Genomic DNA, 22,257 nt, shown 5'->3' with positions numbered 1-22,257 from the left:
ATCAGATGGAACGGGGGTTGTTGTATAGTTTATACAGTTGTTTTAGAACTTTCTATGACATTTCTCCCTGACCGTTCTGCAGCTGATACATCTTGTGATAGATGCCGCCGGTCCTGATCAGTTCATCGTGCGTCCCTCTTTCAGCGATCTCGCCGCGGTTCAGGACGATGATCTGATCGGCATCCTGAATGGTTGATAATCTGTGCGCGATCGCAAGCGTCGTCCGGCCCTGCTGCATCCTTTCAAGGGATTTCTGGATTTCCTCCTCAGTTTCAGAGTCGATGTTTGCGGTCGCCTCATCCAGGATCAGTATTTTGGGATCCATCGCCATGGTCCGTGCGAAGGCGATGAGCTGGCGCTCACCGCTTGAGAACGCACTGCCCTTTTCAATCACTTTGTGACTGTAGTCACCCGGCAGCTTCTGTATGAACTTATCAGCCCTTACGAATCGTGCCGCCTCCTTCACCTGACCGAAGGACATATCCTGATGATACAGCCGGATGTTCGACTCCACGGTCCCGTAGAAGATGAAGGGGTCCTGGAGCACAAGACCAATTTTCTCCTTCATCTCCTTTTTCGGCAGTTCCCTGATCGATTGTCCGTCAATCAGTATTTCCCCTTTTTCAAATTCATAGAACCGCATGAACAGATTGATGATCGAACTTTTCCCGGAACCGGTATGGCCGACCAGCGCCACCGTCTGCCCGGGCTCTGCCGTGAACGAAATGTCCTTCAGGACATCCACTTTACCGTCATAGCTGAAAGTGACATTCCTGAACTCGACCCTGCCTGCTGTGATGCCATAGTCTTCATTTCCGTTCTGCGCAGGCTCCGTGCGGCCATCATCAATCAGTGCAAACACCCTGCTTGCGGATACCAGTGCCTGCTGGAAAATATTCAGGTTCTGGCTGACCTGGTTTATCGGTTCGAAAAAACGTTCCATATACTGCAGGAATGCAAATACCACACCAGCAGTGACGGTGCCGCCGAAGCTCAGGAGCCCGAAATATGACAGGATCAGTGCAATCGCCAGAACACTGATCATGCTGATCGCAGGCCGCAGAAGCAGTCCGTCGAGTTTGACGTTCTTCATATTATACCGGTAGTGCATTTCGTTGATCTGCTCAAATTCATTCCTGAGCCGTTTCTCCTGATTGAAGACCTGGATGATCTTCATACCCTCTATACCTTCTGCGAGCTTTGCATTCAGGTCACTGAGAAGCTGTCTCGCATGCGAGAAGAAGTTGGCGGAATACCGGCGGTAGACTGCAAGAATCAATACGATGACAGGCATGAATATGAGCGCAAACAATGCCAGTTTGAAATCCAGTACGAACATCATGATGAAACTGGAAATCACCATGAAGAATGCCATGAGAAATGTCGCCAGCACTCCGATGAACATCTCGACAATCGCCTCTGTATCATTGGTGAGCCTTGAAACCACACTGCCACCCGGCACTTTGTCAAAATAACGCATGCCCAGCCTGCCGATCTTGCTGAATGCATCAATCCTCAATTGCTGGATGACCCTGAATGCAAGATACTGGAAAAGGTAGATCTGCATGTATGTCGTAACGGCTCCGACCACCTGAACCAGGAAGAAGATGACGATGAGCCAGGTTATATCGGATTCTGGAAATACTCCCGGCGTCAAATATTCATCGATGAAAATCATGACGATATAAGGTGTCGCGACACCCGCCACCGTCGAAATGATGAGCATAAGGAATCCTGCCATAAGGACCTTCCTGAACGGCAGTGTATACTTCATCAGGCGGATGAGTACCCGTTTCTGATCATTGAAGGTGAGGTTGTACGTATTCTCCTCCATTACTCATCCCCCCTTTCCACAAGTTCATCGAGAGAACTTTCCAGCTCTTCGCGCAGCGCCTGGGCATTGTAGGTATCATGGTACCAGCCCTGCAGATCCATCAGTTCCCCGTGTGTTCCACGCTCGATCACCGTACCGTGGTCCATGACGATGATCAGATCGGCATGGCTTACGGCACTCATGCGGTGGGCCGTAATGATGTTCGTCTTACCTGTCCTGGCCGACTGCATATTGGCAAGAATCCTCTCCTCGGTCTCTGCATCCACAGCGGACAGTGAATCGTCCAGTATCAGCACTTCAGGGTCAAGCACCAGCGCCCTGGCGATTGAAATCCGCTGTTTCTGGCCACCGGATAATGACACGCCACGCTCCCCGACCACGGTCCCGTATCCATCCGGGAATGATTTGATGTCATCGTGTATATGACTGAGCCGTGCCGCTTCACTGACTGTTCTGTCATCAAGCCCGGGATTGCTGAATGCGATGTTATCCCTGATGGTTGCAGAGAACAGGAAATGGTCCTGCGGCACATAGCCGAACCGGCTTCTCAAATTTTTCAGCTCATAGTCCCGGATGGCATGTCCGCCGTACATTATATCGTCAGGATTCACCGTGTCGAACTCGCGGAGAAGGAGCCTGATGAGGGCACTTTTGCCGGAACCGGTACGTCCGACGATGCCCAGTGTCATCCCTTTTTCTACTGTAAAATCGATGTCCCTCAAACCGGCCGTTTCATCCTCCGGGAAGTTGAAGGCGCCAATATCGAATGCTATATCACCATCCGGAGCGTCTTCGATCCTGTAATCTGTTCCGATATCATTCCTTGTCAGCATGACTTCCTCAATCCGGTCATATGATGCCCGTCCGCGCTGTACAAGGTTGAAGAACCACCCAAGTGCAAGGAGCGGCCAGACCATCATGCCGAGATATGTTGTAAATGTTACGAGCTGCCCGATGGAAATCGTTTCATCGAGCACCATCCGGGCACCAAACAGGATGGACAGGAAGTAACTCATCCCGATCACCGACATGATTGTCGGATCGAACAAGGCATCCACCTTCGACACCTTCAGGTTCTTCTCGACGACTTCGTCACTCAGACTGCGGAAATCCTCATGGTCACTCTCCTCATAACCGAAAGTCTTCGTCACTTTGATACCCGCGACACTTTCCTGGGTTTTGTCATTCAGTCTACTGAACGCCGCCTGTGCCTTTTTAAACCCCCTGTTTAATAATCTTCCATAATAACTCGTCAGTATCACCATCAGCGGCAAAGGGATCATCGTAATCAGAGTCAGTTTCGGACTGATCGTAACCGCCATCGTAATCAAAACAGCTCCGCCGGTAATCAATGAATCCGCAATCGTCAGAATTCCTGCTCCCGCCGTTGCCTGCACTGCCTGAATATCATTGGTAGCATGTGCCATCAGATCTCCTGTACGTCTTTTCTGATAAAATCCCGGACTCATCTCAGAGTATTTTCTGTAGAGCCTGTTCCTCAGAATCCTTCCCAGACGGTAACTTGCACCAAAGATCATTATTCGCCAGAAGTACCTTACGATATATGTAAGCAATGCAACCCCAATAAGTAGGACGACATATTGCATCAATATGTTTCCGGTTAAAGTAGACTCCGTAATGTGGTCGATCACAAAACCAATAACCTGTGGTGGAACAAGTTCCAACAGGGCCACAAGCAATAGCATAATAATACCCAGGGTATAGCTTCTCCATTCCCTTTTGAAAAACCATCCAAGTTTCCTGAAGACCTGCATACCATCCCCCCTTTTCTCGATTCAGCTTAAATTTTACCATATATTTCGAACAATGAAATAATATGCATCTAATCATTTGGTCTGATTTTGATGTTGGAATAATACATAAAAAATACGGCTGCCATACTAGCAACCGCATCGGTACATTCCATCTTTGATATTCTTTGTGATTTTCACCCCATATAGCGATAGTATACATTCTTCGCTTCCATTTCATCCATTGTGCCATGTACCAAGGCCCTGCCGTCCTGAAAGAGGACGATCCGGAAATCTCCATCCTGGATTGAAAGGAGGTACGGGTTCCAAGACAGATGCAGGTTTTTATTGCTCCTAAGCTTTTCTGCCACTTCGCTTAGACTGGCCATACTACCCTGCGGACGAATCTGGACTGTGTCCCGACCACACATCACCGTGGTTTTCGTCTGATTTCCGTAAGACAGGTGGCTATAGGTCCTGTTGTCGGAACATGACGAACAATCCGGTTTCTTCAGCTTCTCTATCTCCATCTCCATGTGTTCATTTTTCCAAAGGTCGAATGCAATCAATTTTCCGGATATTTGTGCTCTGTTCCCTGTTAGAAGTTTCATTGCTTCGGTTACCTGGTAAGATACAACATGCTGCACTGCCGGCTGTATTACTCCTGCGCTGTCACATGTGGCACCGGAGGAAGGCAGATATTCCTGCAGACATTGAAGACAGGGTGTATGACCCGGTATTATTGTAAAAGTCATTCCATAACCCGCTACACAGGCACCGTATATCCACGGCACATCGAATTTTTGTGAAATATCATTCACCAGCAACCTGATATCAAAATTATCAGTCGCATCGATTATCAAGTCAATGGCCGGTGCAAGTCCCGATAACAGGTCTGTCCCTGCATCCGCTATGATCGCTTCGACCTCAACCGTACTATTGATATCATTCAACCGGTTCTTGGCCCCGATTGCTTTTGGCAGCTTTTCATGAGCATCCTGTTCACTGAATAATTGTTGGCGCTGAAGATTGCTTTCTTCAACATAATCACGGTCGATAAGCGTCAGTTTCCCAATTCCTGCCCGTACTAAAGCTTCGGCACTGCCGGATCCCAAAGCACCGGCACCAACAATGAGCACATGGCTCGCCATCAGCCTGTCCTGTCCGGTTTCACCAATGGGTTGAAACAATGTCTGACGGTGGTAACGGTTAGTCCCTGACACTGATACCTTCCTCCGGACTGCTCGCCACAGCGTAACCTTTTTTTGAAATCCGGCCAGCTTCATATCCAGACCTGCCTGCACGGACAGCAAGCTTCATCGCTTCAGCCATCTTCACCGGATCTTCTGCACCAGATACTGCAGTGTTGAGCAGGACACCGTCAGCCCCAAGCTCCATTGCAAATGCTGCATCAGCAGGGGAACCAATCCCGGCATCAACCAGGACAGGAACATTCGACTGTTCAATGATGAACGAAAGATTCAACGGATTGATAATCCCCCGGCCGCTTCCTATCGGGGAAGCACCGGGCATTATGGCATGGGCACCCGCTTCTTCCAGCTTCCGTGCCAACACAACATCATCCGACGTATAAGGCAGGACAGTAAATCCTTGTTTCAACAGTTCATCGGTTGCCTTCAAAGTCTCCACAGGATCCGGGAGCAAGGTTCTGTCACAGCCGATCACTTCCACTTTAATCATGTCACACCTCCCGGAAGCGGCAGCCAATCCGGCAATCCTCACAGCTTCTTCGGCATTTTTCGCCCCGGCGGTATTGGGCAGGAACCTATATTTTTTTGGATCGATCTTTTCCAGGAAGTTTGGTAGGGATGGGTCAAATATGTTCATCCTTCTCACAGAGAAGGTGAGTACTTCTGTTTGTGATTTCTCCACTGCCTGCTTTTGAATATCATAATCCGGGTATTTTCCCGTTCCCAGAAACAAGCGTGATTCAAATTGATATTGTCCAATATTCAGCATAATCATCCTCCTCCGACAAAATGTACAATTTCCAGTGTATCTCCATTTTCAAGCATTCTCTGACGATGGTGTTCCTGTTTCAGTATGTCTCGGTTGTGTTCGATGATGACCGGCTTCCCCGCCAGCCCTAGATGCTCAAGCAACGTCGTGACGCTGCTCACTTCATCACCCAGTTCCATGCTGTTTCCGTTGATGACCAAATTCATTTTCATCCACCTCCCCTGCCGATAAATTCGTTCACACGTCCTGCATTAAAACTTTCATAATAGGATGGATCCACCCGCTTTCCCGTAATCAGGTCTGCCATATAGACTCCTGTAATCGGCGAAAGCAATATCCCATTGCGGTAGTGGCCGACCGATATATATAAGCCTGGAACATCAGGCACCGCGCCCATATATGGTTTACCATCAGAAGTTCCCGGGCGAATCCCCGTCCATAATCTGTTTATGCTTGCTTTCGATAACTCAGGTACCATAAGGAATGCTTTTTCCAAAAGTAGCGAAACAGCCCTGGCACTGATTTCCTTATCAGTCCTGCCCGGCAGTGAAGAGGCGCCCACAAGCACTTTCCCTCCCTGTTTCGGTACCAGATAACAGCCATCAGATGAAACTGTCGCCTGAATGACCGGGTTTTCCATTTGCAATTCTAGACATTCTCCTTTTACCGGTATAGTTGAAGTGGTTTCCGGAAGCAATCCGGAGCCGAATGCACCTGTTGCTATAACAACCTGGTCTGCATGGTAATCGGCATGGACCGTGCTCACACCGTATATATATCCATCAGTCACTAATAGCTTGACCACCCTTTCATTTTCGTGAATGACCGTTCCCCGATTTTGAGCCGCTTTTAAAAATGCTTTGTTCAAGTCTGGGGCAGACACCTGTCCGTCATCCGGCATATAGACTGCACTTGCCACCTCGGACGTAACACCGGGTTCCATCTCGAGGACTTCTGCACGTGAAAGGATATATGCAGGATTACCAATACTTTTCTGAAACGCGGCAATCTCCTCCAACTGCCGACTTTGCTGCTGATCAAACGACAGTTTTAAAATGCCTTCATGGACATAATGAATATCAATATCCGTTTCTGAAATAAGTTCATCAGACAATTCTTTGAATAAATGTCTGCTGTCCCGGGCAAATCGGAATAGCGGGCCTTCTTCAGTAAATTCATTTTGTGCGCCCAACATGCCTGCAGCAGAATTAGATGCTTCACATCCTGTCGTGGCGCTTTCCAAAACCAATACCTGATATCCCCTTTTGGACAGCTGATATGCTATCGAGCATCCAATCACACCACCACCCACAATAATCTGGTCAAACTTTTTTATCATCTCTCGATTACATCTCCCTTCAGAGCTTTCCCATAATCCCTGACTGCTTTCACCGGATCATCTGCCTGCCAGATTCCGGACATTACCGCGATCCCTGCGGCTCCTGCATTGATTACAGCCTCAGCCCGTCCCGGTGTTATGCCGCCAATCGCTATCACCGGGAGAGGCATGCAATCAATAATGCTATTTAACTGGTGCATCCCCTTTGGTGTTTTTCCGACTTTTGACCGGCTTTCAAAGATATGACCATAAACTAGAAAATCAATATCATTTGCGCTGACTCCCTTCGCCTCTTCCAATGAGTGTATGGATTGTCCAATCATTATTTCCGGAAAACTTTTTCTTACCAGAGCACTCGGTGCACTGTGATATGCCAGCTGTACACCTGCACATTTCTTCATCAGCGAAATATCAATCCGGTCATTTATAATCACTTTGTGCAGGGGCATATTTCCCGCTTCCAGCATATTAAGAATCTCAAGCAGCTCTGCAGCAGACTTCTTCTTTTCACGCAAATGGAAATAATCGATTTCATCGTAAATTTTCAACAGGATATCCAAATGCTGTTTTGAAAAATTACCATTACTGATAAGATGCAGCTGTCCATTCATTCAAGTACTCCTTTTTCCTGCGCTGATTGATGATAACACTAAAAAAGCCACTCACCCGCAAGGGTGAGTGGCTTTGAAAATATATTCGTCTCTACATAAATTATATTCAGCAAATTTCACCACTTCCCTACGCTGGTGTTACCCAGATCAGGTTCCAAGGGTCCGAAAATCGTCTCAGCCAGAAGGCTCCCCCAGTGTCCATCTATTTAATTTTCTGATTTCAGAATATCATACATCAAAAGACTTTCAAAGATATATGGCTTCATTTTATTAAAAGTTCGGAAAGTAAATTATATTTCAAATTAGTATTGACTTTCACATTTTTACTGTTTATAGTGATAAACAACAATTAAATATCCGACACACTTTCTTATCCAGAGAAGTCGAGGGACTGGCCCTGCGACACTTCGGCAACAGGCATATACTGCACTGTGCTAATTCCAGTAGCATCACGCTAGAAGATAAGAGGAGACTTTAATATATACATTGCCCTCTTCTTTCCCAAAAGCTGAGGGCATTTTAAATTCCCGAATATCTCCCGGCTATTAATATCAATATTATCAGGAGGCGAAAGCAATGAGCAAAAGAAGTTTAAAGGAGCGTCTGGAACAAGGTACCGTAATTGTTGGTGAAGGATATCTATTCGAACTGGAACGAAGAGGCTATCTTCAGGCAGGTTCGTTTGTACCGGAAGTGGCACTTGAAAATCCGGAAGCATTGAAACAGGTCTACCGTGATTATATGAATGCGGGATCCGATGTGGTCCTCGCCTTCACATACAATGCACACCGTGAAAAGATGCGTATCATCGGCAAAGAGGAGCTTCTTGAACCATTGAACAGGAATGCAATCAAACTGGCGAAAGAAGTCGCAAAAGAACATCCGTCAGAAGAAGCGCTGGTCGCGGGCAATATTTCAAACACCAATTTATTCAACCCCGATGATCCCGGCTCTAAAGAAAAGGTAAGAGCCATATTCAATGAGATGGTTTCATGGTGTAAAGATGAAGGCGTGGACTATATCAACGGAGAAACATACTATTATCATGAAGAGGCATTAATCGCTCTGGAGGAGATTAAAAAGTATGATCTGCCGGCTGTCATCACACTCGGATTGATGGGCGAAAACATCTTGCGCGATGGATATACCGTAGAGGAATCCTGCAGGATCCTTGAAGACAATGGCGCACTGGTTGTCGGCATGAACTGCTTCAGGGGGCCGGATACCATGCAGCCCTACCTGGAAAAAATACGTAAAAATACTGCAGGATATGTCGGGGCCCTGCCCTTGCCTTATCGTACAACTGAAGAAAATCCAACATTCTTCAATCTGCCCGACGGCGGATGCAGCTGCAGTCTTCCAACGGACACAACGTTCCCTACAGCGCTCGATCCTCTGTATCACAACAGGTATGAACTTGCGGAATGGGCAAAAGAAGCACATGATTCAGGAATCAATTATATCGGACTTTGCTGCGGCGCTTCACCCGCCATGCTCCGTGCTGTCGCAGAAGCAGTCGGTTTGGAAACAATCAATTCCAAATATTCACCGGACATGGAAAAGCATTTCCTGTTTGGTAAAGATGAAACACTTCAGGAACATATCACTGAATACAGAACGAAGGCATAAGAAAAGCGAGAGGCAGGACACCGGTGTCCTGCCTCTCGCTTTTTTGTTTTTGATATCTTGGATGCCTGCAATTGCACAGCTCAAAATTTAATAGTTTAAACTTGCTCCCGGCCCTGTCGGAATGCCGAACATATACCATATTACAAAGAATACCGACCAGACGATGATGAATATTACAGAATAGGGAAGCATGAGTGACACAACTGTTCCTATGCCATTCTCTTTGCCGTAGCGCTGTGCGAATGCGACGATCAGCGGAAAGAAGGGCATCAGCGGGGAGATGATATTTGTTGATGAGTCACCTATTCTGTAAGCTACCTGAGTGACTTCGGGAGCTATTCCAAGCTGCATGAACATCGGTACGAATACCGGGGCCATAATGGCCCATTTTGCGGAATCTGCGGCCATGAAGAGATTTATGAGTGCTGTGATGAATATCAATGATACCAAAACGGGGACTCCGCCTAAATTCAATGCTTCAAGTATCGATGCACCATTCACCGCAATGATTGTTCCAAGATTTGTATAGTTGAAGAATGCGACAAACTGGGCGGCAAAGAATATCAGGACGATGAATCCTGACATTGTGCTGAGTGAATCCGTCATGAGTTCTGCGACATCTTTATCATTTTCTATGGCTTTGGTGGCGATGCCGTAAACGACGCCGGGTACCAGGAATATGAGCATCATGATGAAGATGATGCTGTCGATGAATGGAGAGTTTATGATACTGCCGTCCTCGCCCTGGAGCGGTGCACCCGGTATCAATACAAGAAGGGCGACACCGCTGATTACAGCGAGGGCTGAAATATTCGCCCACATCAGGCCTTTTCTTTCCAGTGTGGTGATTCCACCACCTTCGGAAGCTTCAATCTCCTTGTCATAATTCCCCAGTCTCGGTTCCACCAGCTTATCCGTAATCAATGTTCCAAGTATTACGATGATGAAAGTCGAGGCTAGCATGAAGAACCAGTTATCGGTTGCAAGGACCGTATAGCCCGGGTCGATCAGACCGGCAGCCTCTGTCGAAATACCGCTGAGAAGCGGGTCATTCGTTCCGAGCACAAGGTTGGCGGAATATCCCCCTGACACACCGGCGAACGCTGCTGCCAGCCCTGCAAGCGGATGACGTCGGAAACCGAGAAAGATGATTGCGCCAAGCGGGACCAGTACGACATAGCCCACTGATGCTGCGGCATTTGACAGCACACCCATCAGGACTACGATCGGTGTGACAAGTTTTGATGGTGCCCGGGTGACCGTATTTGTCATGAATGCGCTGATATACCCGCTCTTTTCAGCGATTCCCACACCGAGCATCGCCACCAGTACAGGGCCGAGCGCCACGAATGTCGTAAAGTTCCCGACCACACTCGTGAACATATAGGCGATGCCCTCGGGCACCAGCAGACTGATCGCCTCGACTGTTACCATCTCACGCTCCATCGTCTCATTGTTGACACCGTTGTATGTCACACTGACATCCAGCACATAGAGAATATGTGACAATACAACTACGGCCAGAGTAAAAACTGCAAAAATCGTGACGGGATGCGGGAGTTTATTGCCCGTGTTTTCTATCCAGTTCAGCAGATTTAATGTTTTGTTGTTGTTCTTCATAACTTTGCTCCTATAAGTTACTTTAAATAACCAAATGATAATATATAACTATAAAGCCAATAGGTCAATACTATACAAATACACCAGCAATGTAAATACTTATGCATAAAAAAACCCGAAGACAAAATTGTCTTCGGGTTTTTGTGCTTATTCGTTGAATGATACATTTTCAATTCTGATATTACCGACCGGATCAAGATCTACACCGCTTACCTGGGATGAATTGACCCCCAGTGCAAAGTTGGTATGGAACAGATATGCCGCCGGTGCTTCCTCTATCAGAATCTGCTGGGCATTGCTGTATGCTTCAAACCTCGCATCTTCCTCAGGCTCTGTACGGCCTTCATCAAGGAAGCTGTCGACTTCATCATTCGTATAGAATGAACGGTTCCCTGTCGCACCGTGACTGTTCGAATGGAACAGTGCGTACAGCCCGTAGTCGGCATCAGCAGTCACCGTCGTCCAGCCGAGTATGAACATGTCATGATCGCCCTGTGCGGTTCGGTCAAGATATGCCCCCCACTCGAACTGTTCCACATCGACATCAATGTTCAGCTCCGCCAGTTTTTCCTGGATGTATACTGCAGTGTCGATGATCTGCGGATCTTCGTCCACCCAGATTGTCGTGCTGAAACCGTCAGCAACATCTGTTTCCGAAAGCAGTTCCTTGGCGCGGTCCATATCGTAATCTATGCCTTCAAGGTTTTCATCATACCCCCATACATCCGGGGCAAGTGGTCCGGTAGCCGCGATTCCCATATCGTCGTATACACCGGAGATGATTTCGTCCCGGTCGATGGCGTAGGAAATCGCCTGGCGGACTTTGATATCATCAAATGGTTCTTTCTCAGTGTTGAAGCCGAGATAGGACATCCTTACGGATTCCTGTTCAACAAGCTCTGTGTCGGCTCCTTCAGCCACACGTACAGCACTGCTTGAATCGACGTCTCCGGCAATCTGTATACCGCCTGTTTCAAGTTCAGCCATACGGGCACCATTTTCAGGTATGACGCGGAAACTGACTGTTTCAAAATTACGTTCCCCTCCCTGGAAATCTTCGAATTTCTCAAGGACTGTCTCATCTCCCGAAGACCTCGACTGCAGCATCAGATGGTTCGTACCATCTGCCTGTGAGCCGATTACACCGCTTGTATGCTCTGAAATCTGCTCTGCAACATCCTCATATTCAGATCCGCCTTCATCACGCAGCCCGTAGTATTCATCCGCAGTCATGTCCACACCCGCCTCATCGAGTGCCGCCTGATAATCCTGGTCGATCAGGTCCTTGCTCATTATGCCCGCCGTGTTATGGGCAAGATGGCTTGGAAGCGGAGCAAAAGGGAATTCTGTATGTAGATTGACTTCATAGTCCCCGACCACTTCCACTTCTTCTATCATTTCAAACAGGAATGCCACTTCTGATGCAACTGCAGTGTCACGCACACGGTCAAGTGTCGCCTTGACATCATCAGCTGTGAATTCCGAACCGTTATGGAAAGTCGTACCTTCCCGGAGTGTCAAATTCCAAACATCATCTTCTGTCGCTTCCCATTCCTCTGCAAGCCCCGGTGCGAGTTCCATATCTGTTTCCTGGAAGACCAGCGTTTCATATATATTCCTTCTGACCTGCGCCGAAGCCGAATCATTACTGCCATGCGGGTCAAGTGTGACTACATCATCCATCATGGCAATATTCAGGTCCCCACTGCCCCCACCGCCGGCAGCATCTTCATCTGTCCCCTCTCCGCCCTCTGTATTCTCATCACCGCTATCGTCCACATCTGAGTCATCAGTACAGGCTGCAAGCGCCAATGTCAGTACAAGAACAAAGAAAAATACAAAAAATTTCCTGTTCATCAAATTTCCTCCTCCCGAATGTATAATTCAATTATATATGAATGATTATGCCCAATCAATGAATATTTAGAAAAATTAGAGGATTTATAATATTGGTAATTTTATTTCTTGAATAAGCATTTATAATGAAAAAACACTTCATCCATACTAGGGTGAAGTGTTTGAAAAATAAATATTTATTCAATGCGGATAAAAATAAGCCCCCCGCATAATGCAGGAGGCTTTATTTCTATTTCTTCGCGTCTTTGACGCGCTTTTTCGCTTCTTTAGAATCCGTTTGCTTATTCATCATTGTCATCATCTGATTAATTTTCTTCTGGGAAGGTTTCTGCCCCATCTGCATCATCATCATTCTGAGCATGTCTTCATTAATAGGCGGGTTCTTTTCAAGATAGTCCATCATATACTTTCTTGCGAGGAAGAATCCCAATGCAATGCCACCGATGAGTGCAACTGTAACAATAATTATCCAAATCCAAGTAGCCAAACTGCTCACCTCTTTCTTCGTAGACCATTATAAAGTTTACATTAAAAGCAGGTGTTTTTCAACAAGTTATTTGTCTAGTACAGTCTGGAGAACCCTCTCAACGGTAAAGCCGTATTTCTCGATTACGAGGTCGCCGGGAGCACTTGCACCATACGTATCGATGGTGTGCAGCTTGCCGTTCATGCCGACGAAACGATGCCATCCATGGCTTGCCGCCATCTCGATGGCCGTCCGGTTTTCAATATGCGGGTTGAGGACACTGTCGATATATTCCCCATCCTGCTTCAGGAATTGCTGCATGTTCGGAATGGAAGCCACCTTGACATTCACACCCTGTGTCTTGAGCTGCTTCGCCGCGTTGACTGCAAGCGGCACTTCACTCCCTGATGCGAACAAGATTGCTTCGTCACCTTCATCATATGCGATATATCCGCCTTTTTTGACGCCTTCTTCCACTTTGGAGTAAGGCACATCGATCACTTCGACATCCTGGCGTGTCAGGACAAGCGCTGTTGGCGCATCTTCCGCCTCCATTGCCACTTTCCATGCCGCACGTGTCTCATTACCGTCTCCCGGACGGATCGTATTCAGGTTCGGGATCGCACGTAGCCCTGCGAGCTGTTCCACAGGCTCATGTGTCGGACCGTCTTCGCCGACAGCGATGGAGTCATGTGTAAATACATAGGTTACAGGAAGCTTCATCAATGCACTCAGACGGAGTGCCGGCTTCAGATAATCACTGAATACAAAGAATGTTCCGCCGTATGGACGGACACCGCCGTGGGCCGCCATGCCGTTCAATGCCGCCGCCATGCCGAATTCGCGGACACCAAACCATACGTTTCTTCCTTCCGGAGCATCTTTGGAGAAGTCCGCCTCTTCCTTGACATTGGTCTTGTTGCTGCTCGCAAGGTCTGCTGCACCGCCGAACAATGTCGGAACCGTTTCTGACAGCACCTGGATCATATCACTTGAAGTGGCACGTGTCGCTTTCTTTTCCCCCGCTTCATAGTACGGAAGATCTCTGTCATACCCTTCAGCAAGGACACCGCTGATTGCATCTTCAAACTCTTTGTGGAGTTCCGGATGGGACACGGCATAATCTTCCATCACTTTGATCCATTCTGCTTCTTTAGCATTACCCCGCATTTTCAATGTTTCACTGAAGCGGTCGTAGACGGACTCGTCCACTTCGAAAGTTTTATCGGGATCGAAACCGTAGTGCTCAAATGCCGCGTTCCTTTCATCCGTACCAAGTGGCGCACCATGTGAGGCACTTTTGCCCTGTTTGTTCGGTGAACCGTAGCCGATTATCGTCTTCACTTCGATCATGACAGGCTTGTCAGAAGTTTTGGCTTCGGTGATCGCCCTGTCGATCTCTTCAACATCATTGCCGTCTTCGACTCTGATATAGTGCCAGTTATACCCTTCAAAACGCTTTTTCACGTCTTCGGAAAAACTCATGTCAAGATTGCCGTCAAGTGAAATATCATTGGAATCATACAATACGATCAGCTTATCCAGACCAACATGACCTGCGAGTGAGGAGGCCTCATGGGATATGCCCTCCATCAGGTCCCCGTCACTTGCAATGACATATGTGTAATGGTCGACAACATCATAGCCATCGCGGTTGTAACGCGCGGCAAGGTGCTTTTCAGCCATTGCCATGCCGACACTCATCGCAAGCCCCTGGCCCAGAGGGCCGGTAGTGATCTCAACACCATCTGTATGCTTGAATTCCGGATGACCCGGCGTTTTGGATTCATACTGTCTGAATTCCTTCAGTTCTTCCATTTCAAGTGCACCGGAGAGATGCAGCAGGCTGTAGACAAGCATGGAACCGTGGCCGGCACTCAGCACAAAACGGTCCCTGTCGAACCATTTCACTGAGTTCGGATTGAAATTCAGATGGCGGCTCCAAAGAGTATACGCCATTGGTGCCGCGCCCATGGGCAGGCCCGGGTGACCGGAGTTCGCTTTCTCTACTGCATCGATTGAAAGTGTCCTGATCGTGTTTATAGCCAGCTGATCTGTTTTATCAAAAGTCATAGTACTTGCTCCTTTAGTTTTTATTATTCTCATCCTGCTGTATGCGCTTCAGCTTTTGGGGAGTTACATCTTTTCCTTCAGGATCGATGACCTTTGTATTCTCCACCTGTTTCCTGAATGAAGATCTGAAATTTTTCAAATACGCCTCCCTCAACCCTTCAAGCTCCTGCAGCTCACGTTTTGAAATGGTCCCGGATTTTTTCTTTGCCGCAAGCGCATTGAGACGCTCAATCTTATGATTTTCCAACATAATGAACCCTCCCGTCCATTCTATTATAATTTACCACAAAAAAAAGTATGAGACCATCCTCATACTTTCACCCTCATTTGATAAGTCCTATCAGTTCCACCAGCTGGTCCATTCTCGAGTTTTCTGCATAGTCTTCGTCTGGAACATCCGTTTCATCTTTACTGTTCTTTTTGTCTTCAAAAGTGACAACCTGGAATTCATCTATATAGGCAACATCGGAATGTGTGTTCGTCGTGTCATGGGACTGCAGCATGAAAATGATACCAGCAACCAATACGAATATGAACACAGTGGAAAGCATCTGGAATTCTTTCAGTGTCATGAAAAATCCTCCCCGGAACATAAGTTTGTATAACAATGGTAACAGAACGGGTGTTCCGGGTCAACACCAAAGCGAACAAATGTTTGTAACGGCATCGTTCGTATGATAGAATTAGGTTAATAAAATCTGGAGGTATAATATGAAGGAGCTAACGGACAGACAAAAGCAAATCTATCAGTACATCAAGAGGACCGTTCAGGATAAAGGGTATCCGCCGAGTGTCCGGGAAATCGGCAATGCTGTCGGCCTGCAGTCAAGTTCTACTGTACACGGACACCTTGCCAAACTGCAGGATAAGGGATATATCAAACGCGATCCTACCAAACCCCGTGCAATCGAGATCGTCATGGAGGAGAACAGCCAGTATGCTTCCGTCATCCAGGTGCCTGTACTCGGTAAGGTTACAGCAGGCCTGCCGATTACAGCAGTCGAAAATGTAGATGAGTATTTCCCGCTTCCAGAGCATTTCACTGCAAACCACAACAGCGAGATTTTCCTGCTGAATGTCGCCGGGGACAGCATGATCGAAGCGGGTATCCATGATGGGGACCGTGTGATCGTCAGAAAACAGAACATCGCCCATAACGGCGACATCATCGTCGCCATGACAGAAGAGGATGAGGCGACGGTGAAAAGGTTCTATAAGGAGAGTGGCTATTACAGATTACAGCCGGAAAACCAGACCATGGATCCAATATATCTGGATGCAGTCACAGTACTGGGCAAAGTGGTCGGTCTGTTCCGGGAATTCTGAAGGGCACATAATTAAAGGGCGTATGCTTAAGCATACGCCCTTCTTATATTGACTATCCGGTAATCCATCCTTTGTATAACCGGTGTATTCTTTTATTTTCCGAGTATTATCCTTACCTGTTCAAGTATGTTTTTATCTTCGCTTATATCCTTATCCTGCGTCTTACCCATCAATTGCATCCCCTCATTCAATCGTTCAATTTGGATGGATTTCAGATAGCGGGAAACTTCTGGTCCAATATATAAATTCCCCTTAAAACCATTTATAAACCAGATAAAAAGTATAGTTTTACTCTTTTGTGGGCGATCATCTATTTTTGCAAATAGTTTTCAGTATAATATGGAACATCCTCTCTTCCGTATGCAGTGCCAGTACCAAGGTGTGTAAAATCAGGACTCAGGACATTCACCCGGTGATCCGGCGAATTGAGCAGACTGTGATGGGCAAAGATTACAGATGTGTGGCCCATGGCTATGTTCTCCCCTGCCTTCTGGTAGTCTGCACCACTTTCCTCGATGCGGTCTTTCAAAGTGACCCCCTGCGGTGATTCGTGTTCGAAATAGTCATTTTGTGCCATATCTGTACTGTGACCGAGAGCGGCACTGGATGCTCTCTCATCGACCCTGAGTGGATCCAGCCCGTATTCGATCCGCGAGGCGTTCACAACAAGATGGTTCAGACGTGAATTATCCTCTGCCGGCGGATTGTTATAGAGTGTTTCAATCGAAGCGACCTGGTCTTTATCAAGCAGAAGCATGCCGTTCACTTTATCCTCCTGATGCAGGTCATAGAAGAAATAGACATAGTTTCCCTTCAGGTCGAACACCTCGAAGCCTTCTTCATTCACCCTGAGGCGTTTCCAGCCCTTCTGTATATATTCCTCAGGCTCTCCGTATGTTTCCCTGACCTTTTCACGGTCGAGGTCTTCGATATTAATGTTGCTGATGGATACATCATCACTGTTCGTATATCCGCCGGCAACCTTTCCATCCTGTACGAGAACCAGCCTGAACAGACCAGGTTCATCCTCGACGATAAAATTGCCGCTGTATTCAGAGTCCAGTACTTCATTGTCCCCGCTTTGATATTCCTCTCCCATATCCAGCTCTACATCCTGTGTCTGCGTACTGTTCACCTGGTGGATGACACTCCTGTCATATTCAGGATAGACATGGTTTTCAAGCCAGCTTTTGGCATACTGGACATTCATCCCCTCCTCGAAATCATAAGATTGGATTACAGGGGCCAGCAGCACAGCAATCACATATAAGAGGACGAATAATAATGCCTTTTTGAGCATGGTGCACCTCCAATTACAAAAAAAGTAATTAAACCGTTGTCTAATTACTTAATGCGCCGTATATTCCGTTTTTCTCTTCTCTTTATAGTCTGCAACAATTATTTTGTTTTCCTCATCGACAATCACGACGTTCGGCTTGTGGTCTGAAAGCTCCGACTGTTCCAGTTGGACATAGCTGATGATAATGACCACATCACCCACCTGCACTTTTCTTGCAGCGGCACCATTCAGGCAGATTTCTCCGGAATGGCGCTCACCTTCGATCACGTATGTCTCCAGGCGCTCGCCATTATTATTGTTCACAATCTGCACCTTTTCATCAGGCAGTATGTCCGCCGCTTCCATGAGGAGTGGATCTATCGTGATGCTTCCGACGTAATTGAGATTTGCTTCAGTTACCACCGCCCGGTGGATCTTGCCGTTCATCATTGTTCTAATCATTTATAATCACCAACATATTATCTATTAATCGTACACGTTCGAACTTTACAGCAATGAATATTATAACATCAGCAGATACTGTTTGGATAGTATTTAAATCGGGATGGCTGAAGATCTGCAGGTCATCTATCTCACCTGATGTATGATCCATGACATGCATCTCGATGCGTTCTTTGACGCTTTCTATATCGGTCTCGCCTTCCTGCACCAGGTCACGCCCGATCTCAAGCGCCTGATGGATTGCCGGCGCTTCCTCCCTCTCCACATCTGTAAGGTTCACGTTCCTGCTGCTCTTGGCCAGGCCGTCCGGTTCCCGTGCAGTCGGGACACCGATGATTTCTAAATCATGATTGAAGTCCTCCACCATCCGCTGGATGATCATCAGCTGCTGCCGGTCCTTTTCCCCAAACACGGCAAAGTCGGGCTCAATGATATTGAAGAGTTTGTTTACAACCGTAATCACACCTTCAAAGTGTCCCGGGCGCTTGATGCCGTCCAGTATCGAAGACATGCTTGCGAGATTCAGTTTAAGCTCCTGCACCTTTGGATACATTTCCTTTTCTGATGGATGGAAGACAAAGTCCACGCCATTTTCTTCGCAGATTTTAAGGTCCCGGGCGAGATCTCTGGGATACGTATCCAGGTCTTCATCCGGACCGAACTGCAGCGGATTGACAAACAGGCTGAGCACGACGAAATCGGCATGTTCCCTCGCTTCTTCCACCAGTGTCATATGCCCCTCATGAAGGTATCCCATCGTCGGCACGAGCGCGATTTTACCTTCTCTGTATGGTTTCAGTAATTCCCGGGTTTCTTTTATATTATCCGAAGTTTTCATCATTTTTCAAACACCCTTTTTTTATAGGTTGTCGCTGCATCCGGGAAGATACCGGACTTCACTTCTTTTACGTATTGAGCGAGAGCCTGGGACCCGGCACTGTTGAAATCACCATATGCTTTGACGAATTTCGGCAGCCTGTCAGTGCCGTACTGGAGCACATCATGATAGACAAGCACCTGGCCGTCTGTCCCTGCTCCGGCACCGATTCCGATCGTCGGGATCGACAGTGATGCCGTAACTTTTTCTGCAAGATCTGCAGGTATGGCTTCAAGCACCAGCATGCATGCGCCCGCCTTCTCCACTTTTTTTGCATCTGCAACCAGTTTCTCCGCCTCTTTTAGTGAGCCTGCCTGCATTTTGAATCCCGTCACACCGACCGACTGAGGTGTCAGCCCAAGATGTGCCACAACCGGCACTCCAGCCAGGACAGCCCGTCTGATTATCTCCACACACCCGACCCCTTCAAACTTTACAGCATTTGCTCCTGAGGACTGGTACAGTGTCAGGGCATTTCCGACCCCTTCATCATCGCTTGTATGATAGGAACCGAACGGCATGTCGACCACTGTGTATGTATGCGGTGCACCACGGCGCACCGCTTTCGCATGGTGGATCATATCATCCATGGTAACCTGAACTGTGCTGTCATACCCGAGAACTGTCATACCGAGTGAATCCCCAACCAGAATCGTATCCAAACCGGCAGCTTCGCTCTGTTTTGCACCCGGATAATCATATGCCGTCACCATCGTTATTTTTTCCGAATCCCGTTTCATCTGTATCAGTTCATTAGTAGTCTTCATCAGGCTACTCCTTTCGCTTTATGTATATTATACTTATTTTAACACATCCTGATATGTAGTCATCACTCTTATTCCAAAGGAGAAATATAATGAAAATCGCAGTAATCGGCATCGGCGCCGTCGGCAGCATCATCGCCCGTGAACTTAAAAGGACAGAGCATGAAGTGACACTGTTCGGCAGGACAGAGCGGAGTGGTTTCACGATATATGAAAACGGAGAGTCCACCTTTTATCCATATGGGATAGAAAATATCAACGCACACGACGGATTACAATTCGACGTGCTTTTTATGGCCACCAAGGCCACTGCATTGAAAAGGCTGTCACGCAGAATACCGGAGCTGTGCCACAGCCGGACGGAGGTCGTCCTGTGCCAGAACGGCATGGGATATGAAGCATGGTTCAAAAACAGCATCCCTGCGGCAGTCTATATCAGCGGGCAGAAACATGAGGACATGGTTGAACATTTCCAGGATTCCAGGCTGATCATAGACAGTCAGGCCTATGAATATCTGGACTCCCTTATCGAAGATTTGAAAATTACGGACCTTGAGATAATAAAGGCCGCTGACTTTGAAAAGCTGAGGTACGAAAAGCTGCTGATCAACCTCGGAATCAACACACTGACCGGCTTGTCACAGAATACGGCCAAAATTTTCGATAAGCATAATGTTGCAGAGCTGACAAAAAGGCTGCTCGACGAAGGTATGGCAATCATCAACCGGGACGGAGAAATCATAGAAGCCGGCTTCAGGGAAAAGGCGCTGGATATATACAGAGGCTATAACCGTGAAATGGGCACCAGCATGTACTATGACATCACTGCAGGCAGGCCCACGGAATTTGAGTTCATCCAGAAGTATCTGCATGACCGTAAAGGAAACCTGGATACGCCCGCTTTGGATATATGCACTGTACTGCTCGATGCACATGAATATGAAAGGGGACGGGGATGACATCGCCGGCCCCTTTCATGTCAGGTCATTTCCTGGCCGAAAAGATCATATAGGAAAAAACGTTTGAGGATATGGTTGCAATCGCAAACAGCGTCACAAAATATATGGTCAGACCCTGGATGCCTTCCGGCGGCGCTGTAATATGCCAGTATAAAGTTCCCAGAAACCACAGAATTGCGATGAATGACGGAATATACAGTATAAGCTTCCTGTCTGTAAACCTTCCTGCTACTACCGTGTAGACCAATGTAAGTAAAAAGCACACCAGCATGATGAACAATAATTGAAACATCCTGTTTCCCCTCCTTTGTCATAACTCGCATTTTCACCTATCATTATGACACATCTCATGATGTAATAGTACACAATATTTATTCACTATTTGAATTATACAGGGACAGCCATGAAAAACTGCGTGAAGCCAGACCTAAATCCGGTTTCACGCAGTTTTTCATTCTACCGTTTCTACAATTACATTCACTATAGATGCGTCATGATCCACTATTCTGAGAGGAGCAGCAAAGGCCGATTTCAATTGTTTCCCGATGAGCGGCTCGGGATTTACATCCTCATATATCAGCATCGTCGGTTCTTCATATTTTTCATGGTCCAAAAATGCATGGTGGACAAAATAACCGTTGCTGCGGGCTTCATTCAGGTTTTCTATGCTGAGTGTATCGATTGCAACCGCCTTCAGATGCGGCAGCTGTGTACGCATATATTCCGCTGCTTCCGGCGACACTGCCGGAAAATCGCTGGAATATCTTTCAATGTCTGAATCCCTGTACTTCCAGTGCCCGGTATTGAATATCAGAAGGTCCGCCTGTTCCACTTCACTGTTTTCCTTAAGCATCTCAACCGTAACAAATCCGTTCCTTCCAAGCGGAACATCCAACATCAGCGGTTTTTCATAGATGAAGTCTTCAATCGGAATGGCATCTATCCCCTTGCCGTTATCCATATGATGCCATGGTGCATCGACATGCGTTCCGGCATGCAGGTAGATGTTCAGAACCGATCCATTCCAGTCATCCCCGTGCACCTTGCGTTCCCGTGGCACAATTCCCACTTTCGGCAGGGCAGGATGCACAGGCATATCCTCATGGATCGGATAGCCGATTTCTACATAGCGACTCAAAATGATTCATCCCCTTCATTCATATTTATCCAGATTATAGCATAAAGTTGATTTTTTACATATCTAGCCGCCTTCGTTCTGATCCGGCCTGTATTCCAGTATGTCACCCGGCTGGCATTCCAGCGCTCTGCATATACTTTCAAGAGTCGAAAAACGGACAGCTTTTGCCTTACCGTTTTTCAGTACAGACAGGTTGGCCATTGTGATTCCCACTTCATTGGAAAGTTCGGTCACGCTCATCTTTCTTTTTGCCAGCATCACGTCAATATTAATGATGATTGCCATCCTTCTA

At 47.2% G+C, this 22,257-nt stretch carries 23 protein-coding genes and 2 riboswitches; of the genes, 3 read left to right on the top strand and 20 right to left on the bottom strand.

The features are described from left to right. Positions 1-52: 52 nt before the first annotated feature. The 7 genes from C792_RS0106290 to C792_RS0106260 form a co-directional block, all read right to left on the bottom strand. Positions 53-1,834, bottom strand: a complete 1,782-nt coding sequence (locus C792_RS0106290; protein WP_017548609.1) for an ABC transporter ATP-binding protein — start codon at positions 1,832-1,834, stop codon at positions 53-55. Further along, positions 1,834-3,609 (bottom strand): ABC transporter ATP-binding protein, encoded by a 1,776-nt coding sequence (locus tag C792_RS0106285; protein ID WP_026090261.1) that lies wholly within the window; start codon positions 3,607-3,609, stop codon positions 1,834-1,836. Before C792_RS0106285 ends, C792_RS0106290 begins: the two co-directional genes overlap by 1 nt. A 173-nt stretch (positions 3,610-3,782) precedes the next feature. Beyond that, positions 3,783-4,808, bottom strand: a complete 1,026-nt coding sequence (locus C792_RS0106280; RefSeq protein ID WP_017548606.1) for a ThiF family adenylyltransferase — start codon at positions 4,806-4,808, stop codon at positions 3,783-3,785. Next, positions 4,795-5,565 (bottom strand): thiazole synthase, encoded by a 771-nt coding sequence (locus tag C792_RS0106275; protein WP_017548605.1) that lies wholly within the window; start codon positions 5,563-5,565, stop codon positions 4,795-4,797. Before C792_RS0106275 ends, C792_RS0106280 begins: the two co-directional genes overlap by 14 nt. Positions 5,566-5,567: 2 nt before the next feature. After that, positions 5,568-5,777 (bottom strand): sulfur carrier protein ThiS, encoded by a 210-nt coding sequence (gene thiS, locus C792_RS0106270; RefSeq protein WP_017548604.1) that lies wholly within the window; start codon positions 5,775-5,777, stop codon positions 5,568-5,570. Next, on the bottom strand, positions 5,774-6,904 hold the full coding sequence (gene thiO / locus C792_RS0106265) for a glycine oxidase ThiO (RefSeq protein WP_017548603.1): 1,131 nt from the start codon (positions 6,902-6,904) through the stop codon (positions 5,774-5,776). Before thiO ends, thiS begins: the two co-directional genes overlap by 4 nt. Continuing rightward, on the bottom strand, positions 6,901-7,515 hold the full coding sequence (locus C792_RS0106260) for a thiamine phosphate synthase (RefSeq protein WP_017548602.1): 615 nt from the start codon (positions 7,513-7,515) through the stop codon (positions 6,901-6,903). Before C792_RS0106260 ends, thiO begins: the two co-directional genes overlap by 4 nt. 107 nt (positions 7,516-7,622) lie before the next feature. Continuing rightward, positions 7,623-7,718: riboswitch (TPP riboswitch) on the bottom strand. A 164-nt stretch (positions 7,719-7,882) separates the two neighbouring features. Next, a riboswitch (SAM riboswitch) is annotated at positions 7,883-7,983 on the top strand. A 108-nt stretch (positions 7,984-8,091) separates the two neighbouring features. Here C792_RS0106260 and C792_RS0106255 point away from each other — a divergent pair. After that, positions 8,092-9,144, top strand: coding sequence for a homocysteine S-methyltransferase family protein (locus C792_RS0106255; RefSeq protein ID WP_017548601.1), 1,053 nt, complete (start codon positions 8,092-8,094; stop codon positions 9,142-9,144). 87 nt (positions 9,145-9,231) lie between these two features. Here the strand turns inward: C792_RS0106255 and C792_RS0106250 are convergent, their stop codons facing one another. The 6 genes from C792_RS0106250 to C792_RS0106225 form a co-directional block, all read right to left on the bottom strand. Beyond that, positions 9,232-10,764: an AbgT family transporter gene (locus C792_RS0106250; RefSeq protein WP_017548600.1), complete on the bottom strand. Its 1,533-nt coding sequence runs from the start codon at positions 10,762-10,764 to the stop codon at positions 9,232-9,234. A gap of 147 nt (positions 10,765-10,911) precedes the next feature. After that, a complete protein-coding gene (locus tag C792_RS0106245) occupies positions 10,912-12,621 on the bottom strand; it encodes a glutathione ABC transporter substrate-binding protein (RefSeq protein WP_017548599.1) in 1,710 nt (569 codons plus the stop codon). A gap of 229 nt (positions 12,622-12,850) precedes the next feature. Beyond that, on the bottom strand, positions 12,851-13,108 hold the full coding sequence (locus tag C792_RS0106240; RefSeq protein WP_017548598.1) for a YneF family protein: 258 nt from the start codon (positions 13,106-13,108) through the stop codon (positions 12,851-12,853). Positions 13,109-13,174: 66 nt separating this feature from the next. After that, entirely contained in the window at positions 13,175-15,160 is a 1,986-nt protein-coding gene (tkt, locus tag C792_RS0106235) for a transketolase (RefSeq protein WP_017548597.1), read from the bottom strand. Positions 15,161-15,173: 13 nt separating this feature from the next. Further along, a complete protein-coding gene (locus tag C792_RS0106230; RefSeq protein WP_017548596.1) occupies positions 15,174-15,410 on the bottom strand; it encodes a DUF896 domain-containing protein in 237 nt (78 codons plus the stop codon). Between the two features lie 73 nt (positions 15,411-15,483). After that, the gene (locus C792_RS0106225) at positions 15,484-15,732 is read right to left on the bottom strand and encodes a hypothetical protein (protein WP_017548595.1); all 249 of its coding nucleotides are present in this window, start codon (positions 15,730-15,732) and stop codon (positions 15,484-15,486) included. Between the two features lie 139 nt (positions 15,733-15,871). Here C792_RS0106225 and lexA point away from each other — a divergent pair, with 139 nt between their 5' ends. Continuing rightward, complete coding sequence (lexA, locus tag C792_RS0106220; RefSeq protein WP_017548594.1) at positions 15,872-16,486, top strand: transcriptional repressor LexA; 615 nt, start codon at positions 15,872-15,874, stop codon at positions 16,484-16,486. 310 nt (positions 16,487-16,796) lie between these two features. Here the strand turns inward: lexA and C792_RS0106210 are convergent, their stop codons facing one another. From C792_RS0106210 to panB, 4 genes are read right to left on the bottom strand one after another with little or no spacing between them, the layout of a single operon-like run. Continuing rightward, positions 16,797-17,786: a CAP domain-containing protein gene (locus C792_RS0106210; protein WP_017548593.1), complete on the bottom strand. Its 990-nt coding sequence runs from the start codon at positions 17,784-17,786 to the stop codon at positions 16,797-16,799. A 48-nt stretch (positions 17,787-17,834) separates the two neighbouring features. Then, the gene (panD, locus tag C792_RS0106205) at positions 17,835-18,227 is read right to left on the bottom strand and encodes an aspartate 1-decarboxylase (protein ID WP_017548592.1); all 393 of its coding nucleotides are present in this window, start codon (positions 18,225-18,227) and stop codon (positions 17,835-17,837) included. Then, a complete protein-coding gene (panC, locus tag C792_RS0106200) occupies positions 18,220-19,068 on the bottom strand; it encodes a pantoate--beta-alanine ligase (protein ID WP_017548591.1) in 849 nt (282 codons plus the stop codon). The genes panD and panC overlap by 8 nt, the downstream gene beginning before the upstream one ends. Then, positions 19,065-19,871 (bottom strand): 3-methyl-2-oxobutanoate hydroxymethyltransferase, encoded by an 807-nt coding sequence (gene panB, locus C792_RS0106195; protein ID WP_017548590.1) that lies wholly within the window; start codon positions 19,869-19,871, stop codon positions 19,065-19,067. The genes panC and panB overlap by 4 nt, the downstream gene beginning before the upstream one ends. Positions 19,872-19,960: 89 nt before the next feature. On the opposite strand from panB, the gene C792_RS0106190 reads away from it, so the two are divergent. Further along, positions 19,961-20,827, top strand: a complete 867-nt coding sequence (locus tag C792_RS0106190) for a 2-dehydropantoate 2-reductase N-terminal domain-containing protein (protein WP_017548589.1) — start codon at positions 19,961-19,963, stop codon at positions 20,825-20,827. A gap of 25 nt (positions 20,828-20,852) precedes the next feature. Here C792_RS0106190 and C792_RS0106185 read toward each other — a convergent pair whose 3' ends face one another. From C792_RS0106185 to C792_RS0106175, 3 genes are all read right to left on the bottom strand, one after another. Beyond that, positions 20,853-21,119, bottom strand: coding sequence for a hypothetical protein (locus C792_RS0106185; RefSeq protein WP_017548588.1), 267 nt, complete (start codon positions 21,117-21,119; stop codon positions 20,853-20,855). Between the two features lie 159 nt (positions 21,120-21,278). Then, positions 21,279-21,965, bottom strand: a complete 687-nt coding sequence (locus C792_RS0106180; protein ID WP_017548587.1) for a cyclase family protein — start codon at positions 21,963-21,965, stop codon at positions 21,279-21,281. Positions 21,966-22,028: 63 nt separating this feature from the next. Further along, positions 22,029-22,250, bottom strand: coding sequence for a helix-turn-helix domain-containing protein (locus tag C792_RS0106175; protein ID WP_017548586.1), 222 nt, complete (start codon positions 22,248-22,250; stop codon positions 22,029-22,031). Positions 22,251-22,257 lie beyond the last annotated feature (7 nt).

Origin of the sequence: Salinicoccus carnicancri Crm (assembly GCF_000330705.1) — a bacterium.
Classification (GTDB): Bacteria; Bacillota; Bacilli; order Staphylococcales; family Salinicoccaceae; genus Salinicoccus; species Salinicoccus carnicancri.
Note: the sequence above shows the minus strand (reverse complement) of the source record. Positions and strands in the feature narration are given on the sequence as shown.

Excerpts from the sequence above, each read along its gene's own strand:
- C792_RS0106190 (WP_017548589.1), top strand. The coding sequence starts at position 19,961 with ATGAAAATCGCAGTAATCGGCATCGGCGCCGTCGGCAGCATCATCGCC.
- panC (WP_017548591.1), bottom strand. The coding sequence starts at position 19,068 with ATGATGAAAACTTCGGATAATATAAAAGAAACCCGGGAATTACTGAAA.
- C792_RS0106290 (WP_017548609.1), bottom strand. The coding sequence starts at position 1,834 with ATGGAGGAGAATACGTACAACCTCACCTTCAATGATCAGAAACGGGTA.
- C792_RS0106185 (WP_017548588.1), bottom strand. The coding sequence starts at position 21,119 with ATGTTTCAATTATTGTTCATCATGCTGGTGTGCTTTTTACTTACATTG.
- thiO (WP_017548603.1), bottom strand. The coding sequence starts at position 6,904 with ATGATAAAAAAGTTTGACCAGATTATTGTGGGTGGTGGTGTGATTGGA.
- thiS (WP_017548604.1), bottom strand. The coding sequence starts at position 5,777 with ATGAAAATGAATTTGGTCATCAACGGAAACAGCATGGAACTGGGTGAT.
- C792_RS0106175 (WP_017548586.1), bottom strand. The coding sequence starts at position 22,250 with ATGGCAATCATCATTAATATTGACGTGATGCTGGCAAAAAGAAAGATG.
- C792_RS0106230 (WP_017548596.1), bottom strand. The coding sequence starts at position 15,410 with ATGTTGGAAAATCATAAGATTGAGCGTCTCAATGCGCTTGCGGCAAAG.
- C792_RS0106275 (WP_017548605.1), bottom strand. The coding sequence starts at position 5,565 with ATGCTGAATATTGGACAATATCAATTTGAATCACGCTTGTTTCTGGGA.
- panD (WP_017548592.1), bottom strand. The coding sequence starts at position 18,227 with ATGATTAGAACAATGATGAACGGCAAGATCCACCGGGCGGTGGTAACT.
- C792_RS0106210 (WP_017548593.1), bottom strand. The coding sequence starts at position 17,786 with ATGCTCAAAAAGGCATTATTATTCGTCCTCTTATATGTGATTGCTGTG.
- panB (WP_017548590.1), bottom strand. The coding sequence starts at position 19,871 with ATGAAGACTACTAATGAACTGATACAGATGAAACGGGATTCGGAAAAA.
- C792_RS0106255 (WP_017548601.1), top strand. The coding sequence starts at position 8,092 with ATGAGCAAAAGAAGTTTAAAGGAGCGTCTGGAACAAGGTACCGTAATT.
- C792_RS0106250 (WP_017548600.1), bottom strand. The coding sequence starts at position 10,764 with ATGAAGAACAACAACAAAACATTAAATCTGCTGAACTGGATAGAAAAC.
- tkt (WP_017548597.1), bottom strand. The coding sequence starts at position 15,160 with ATGACTTTTGATAAAACAGATCAGCTGGCTATAAACACGATCAGGACA.
- C792_RS0106285 (WP_026090261.1), bottom strand. The coding sequence starts at position 3,609 with ATGCAGGTCTTCAGGAAACTTGGATGGTTTTTCAAAAGGGAATGGAGA.
- C792_RS0106260 (WP_017548602.1), bottom strand. The coding sequence starts at position 7,515 with ATGAATGGACAGCTGCATCTTATCAGTAATGGTAATTTTTCAAAACAG.
- C792_RS0106225 (WP_017548595.1), bottom strand. The coding sequence starts at position 15,732 with ATGACACTGAAAGAATTCCAGATGCTTTCCACTGTGTTCATATTCGTA.
- C792_RS0106245 (WP_017548599.1), bottom strand. The coding sequence starts at position 12,621 with ATGAACAGGAAATTTTTTGTATTTTTCTTTGTTCTTGTACTGACATTG.
- lexA (WP_017548594.1), top strand. The coding sequence starts at position 15,872 with ATGAAGGAGCTAACGGACAGACAAAAGCAAATCTATCAGTACATCAAG.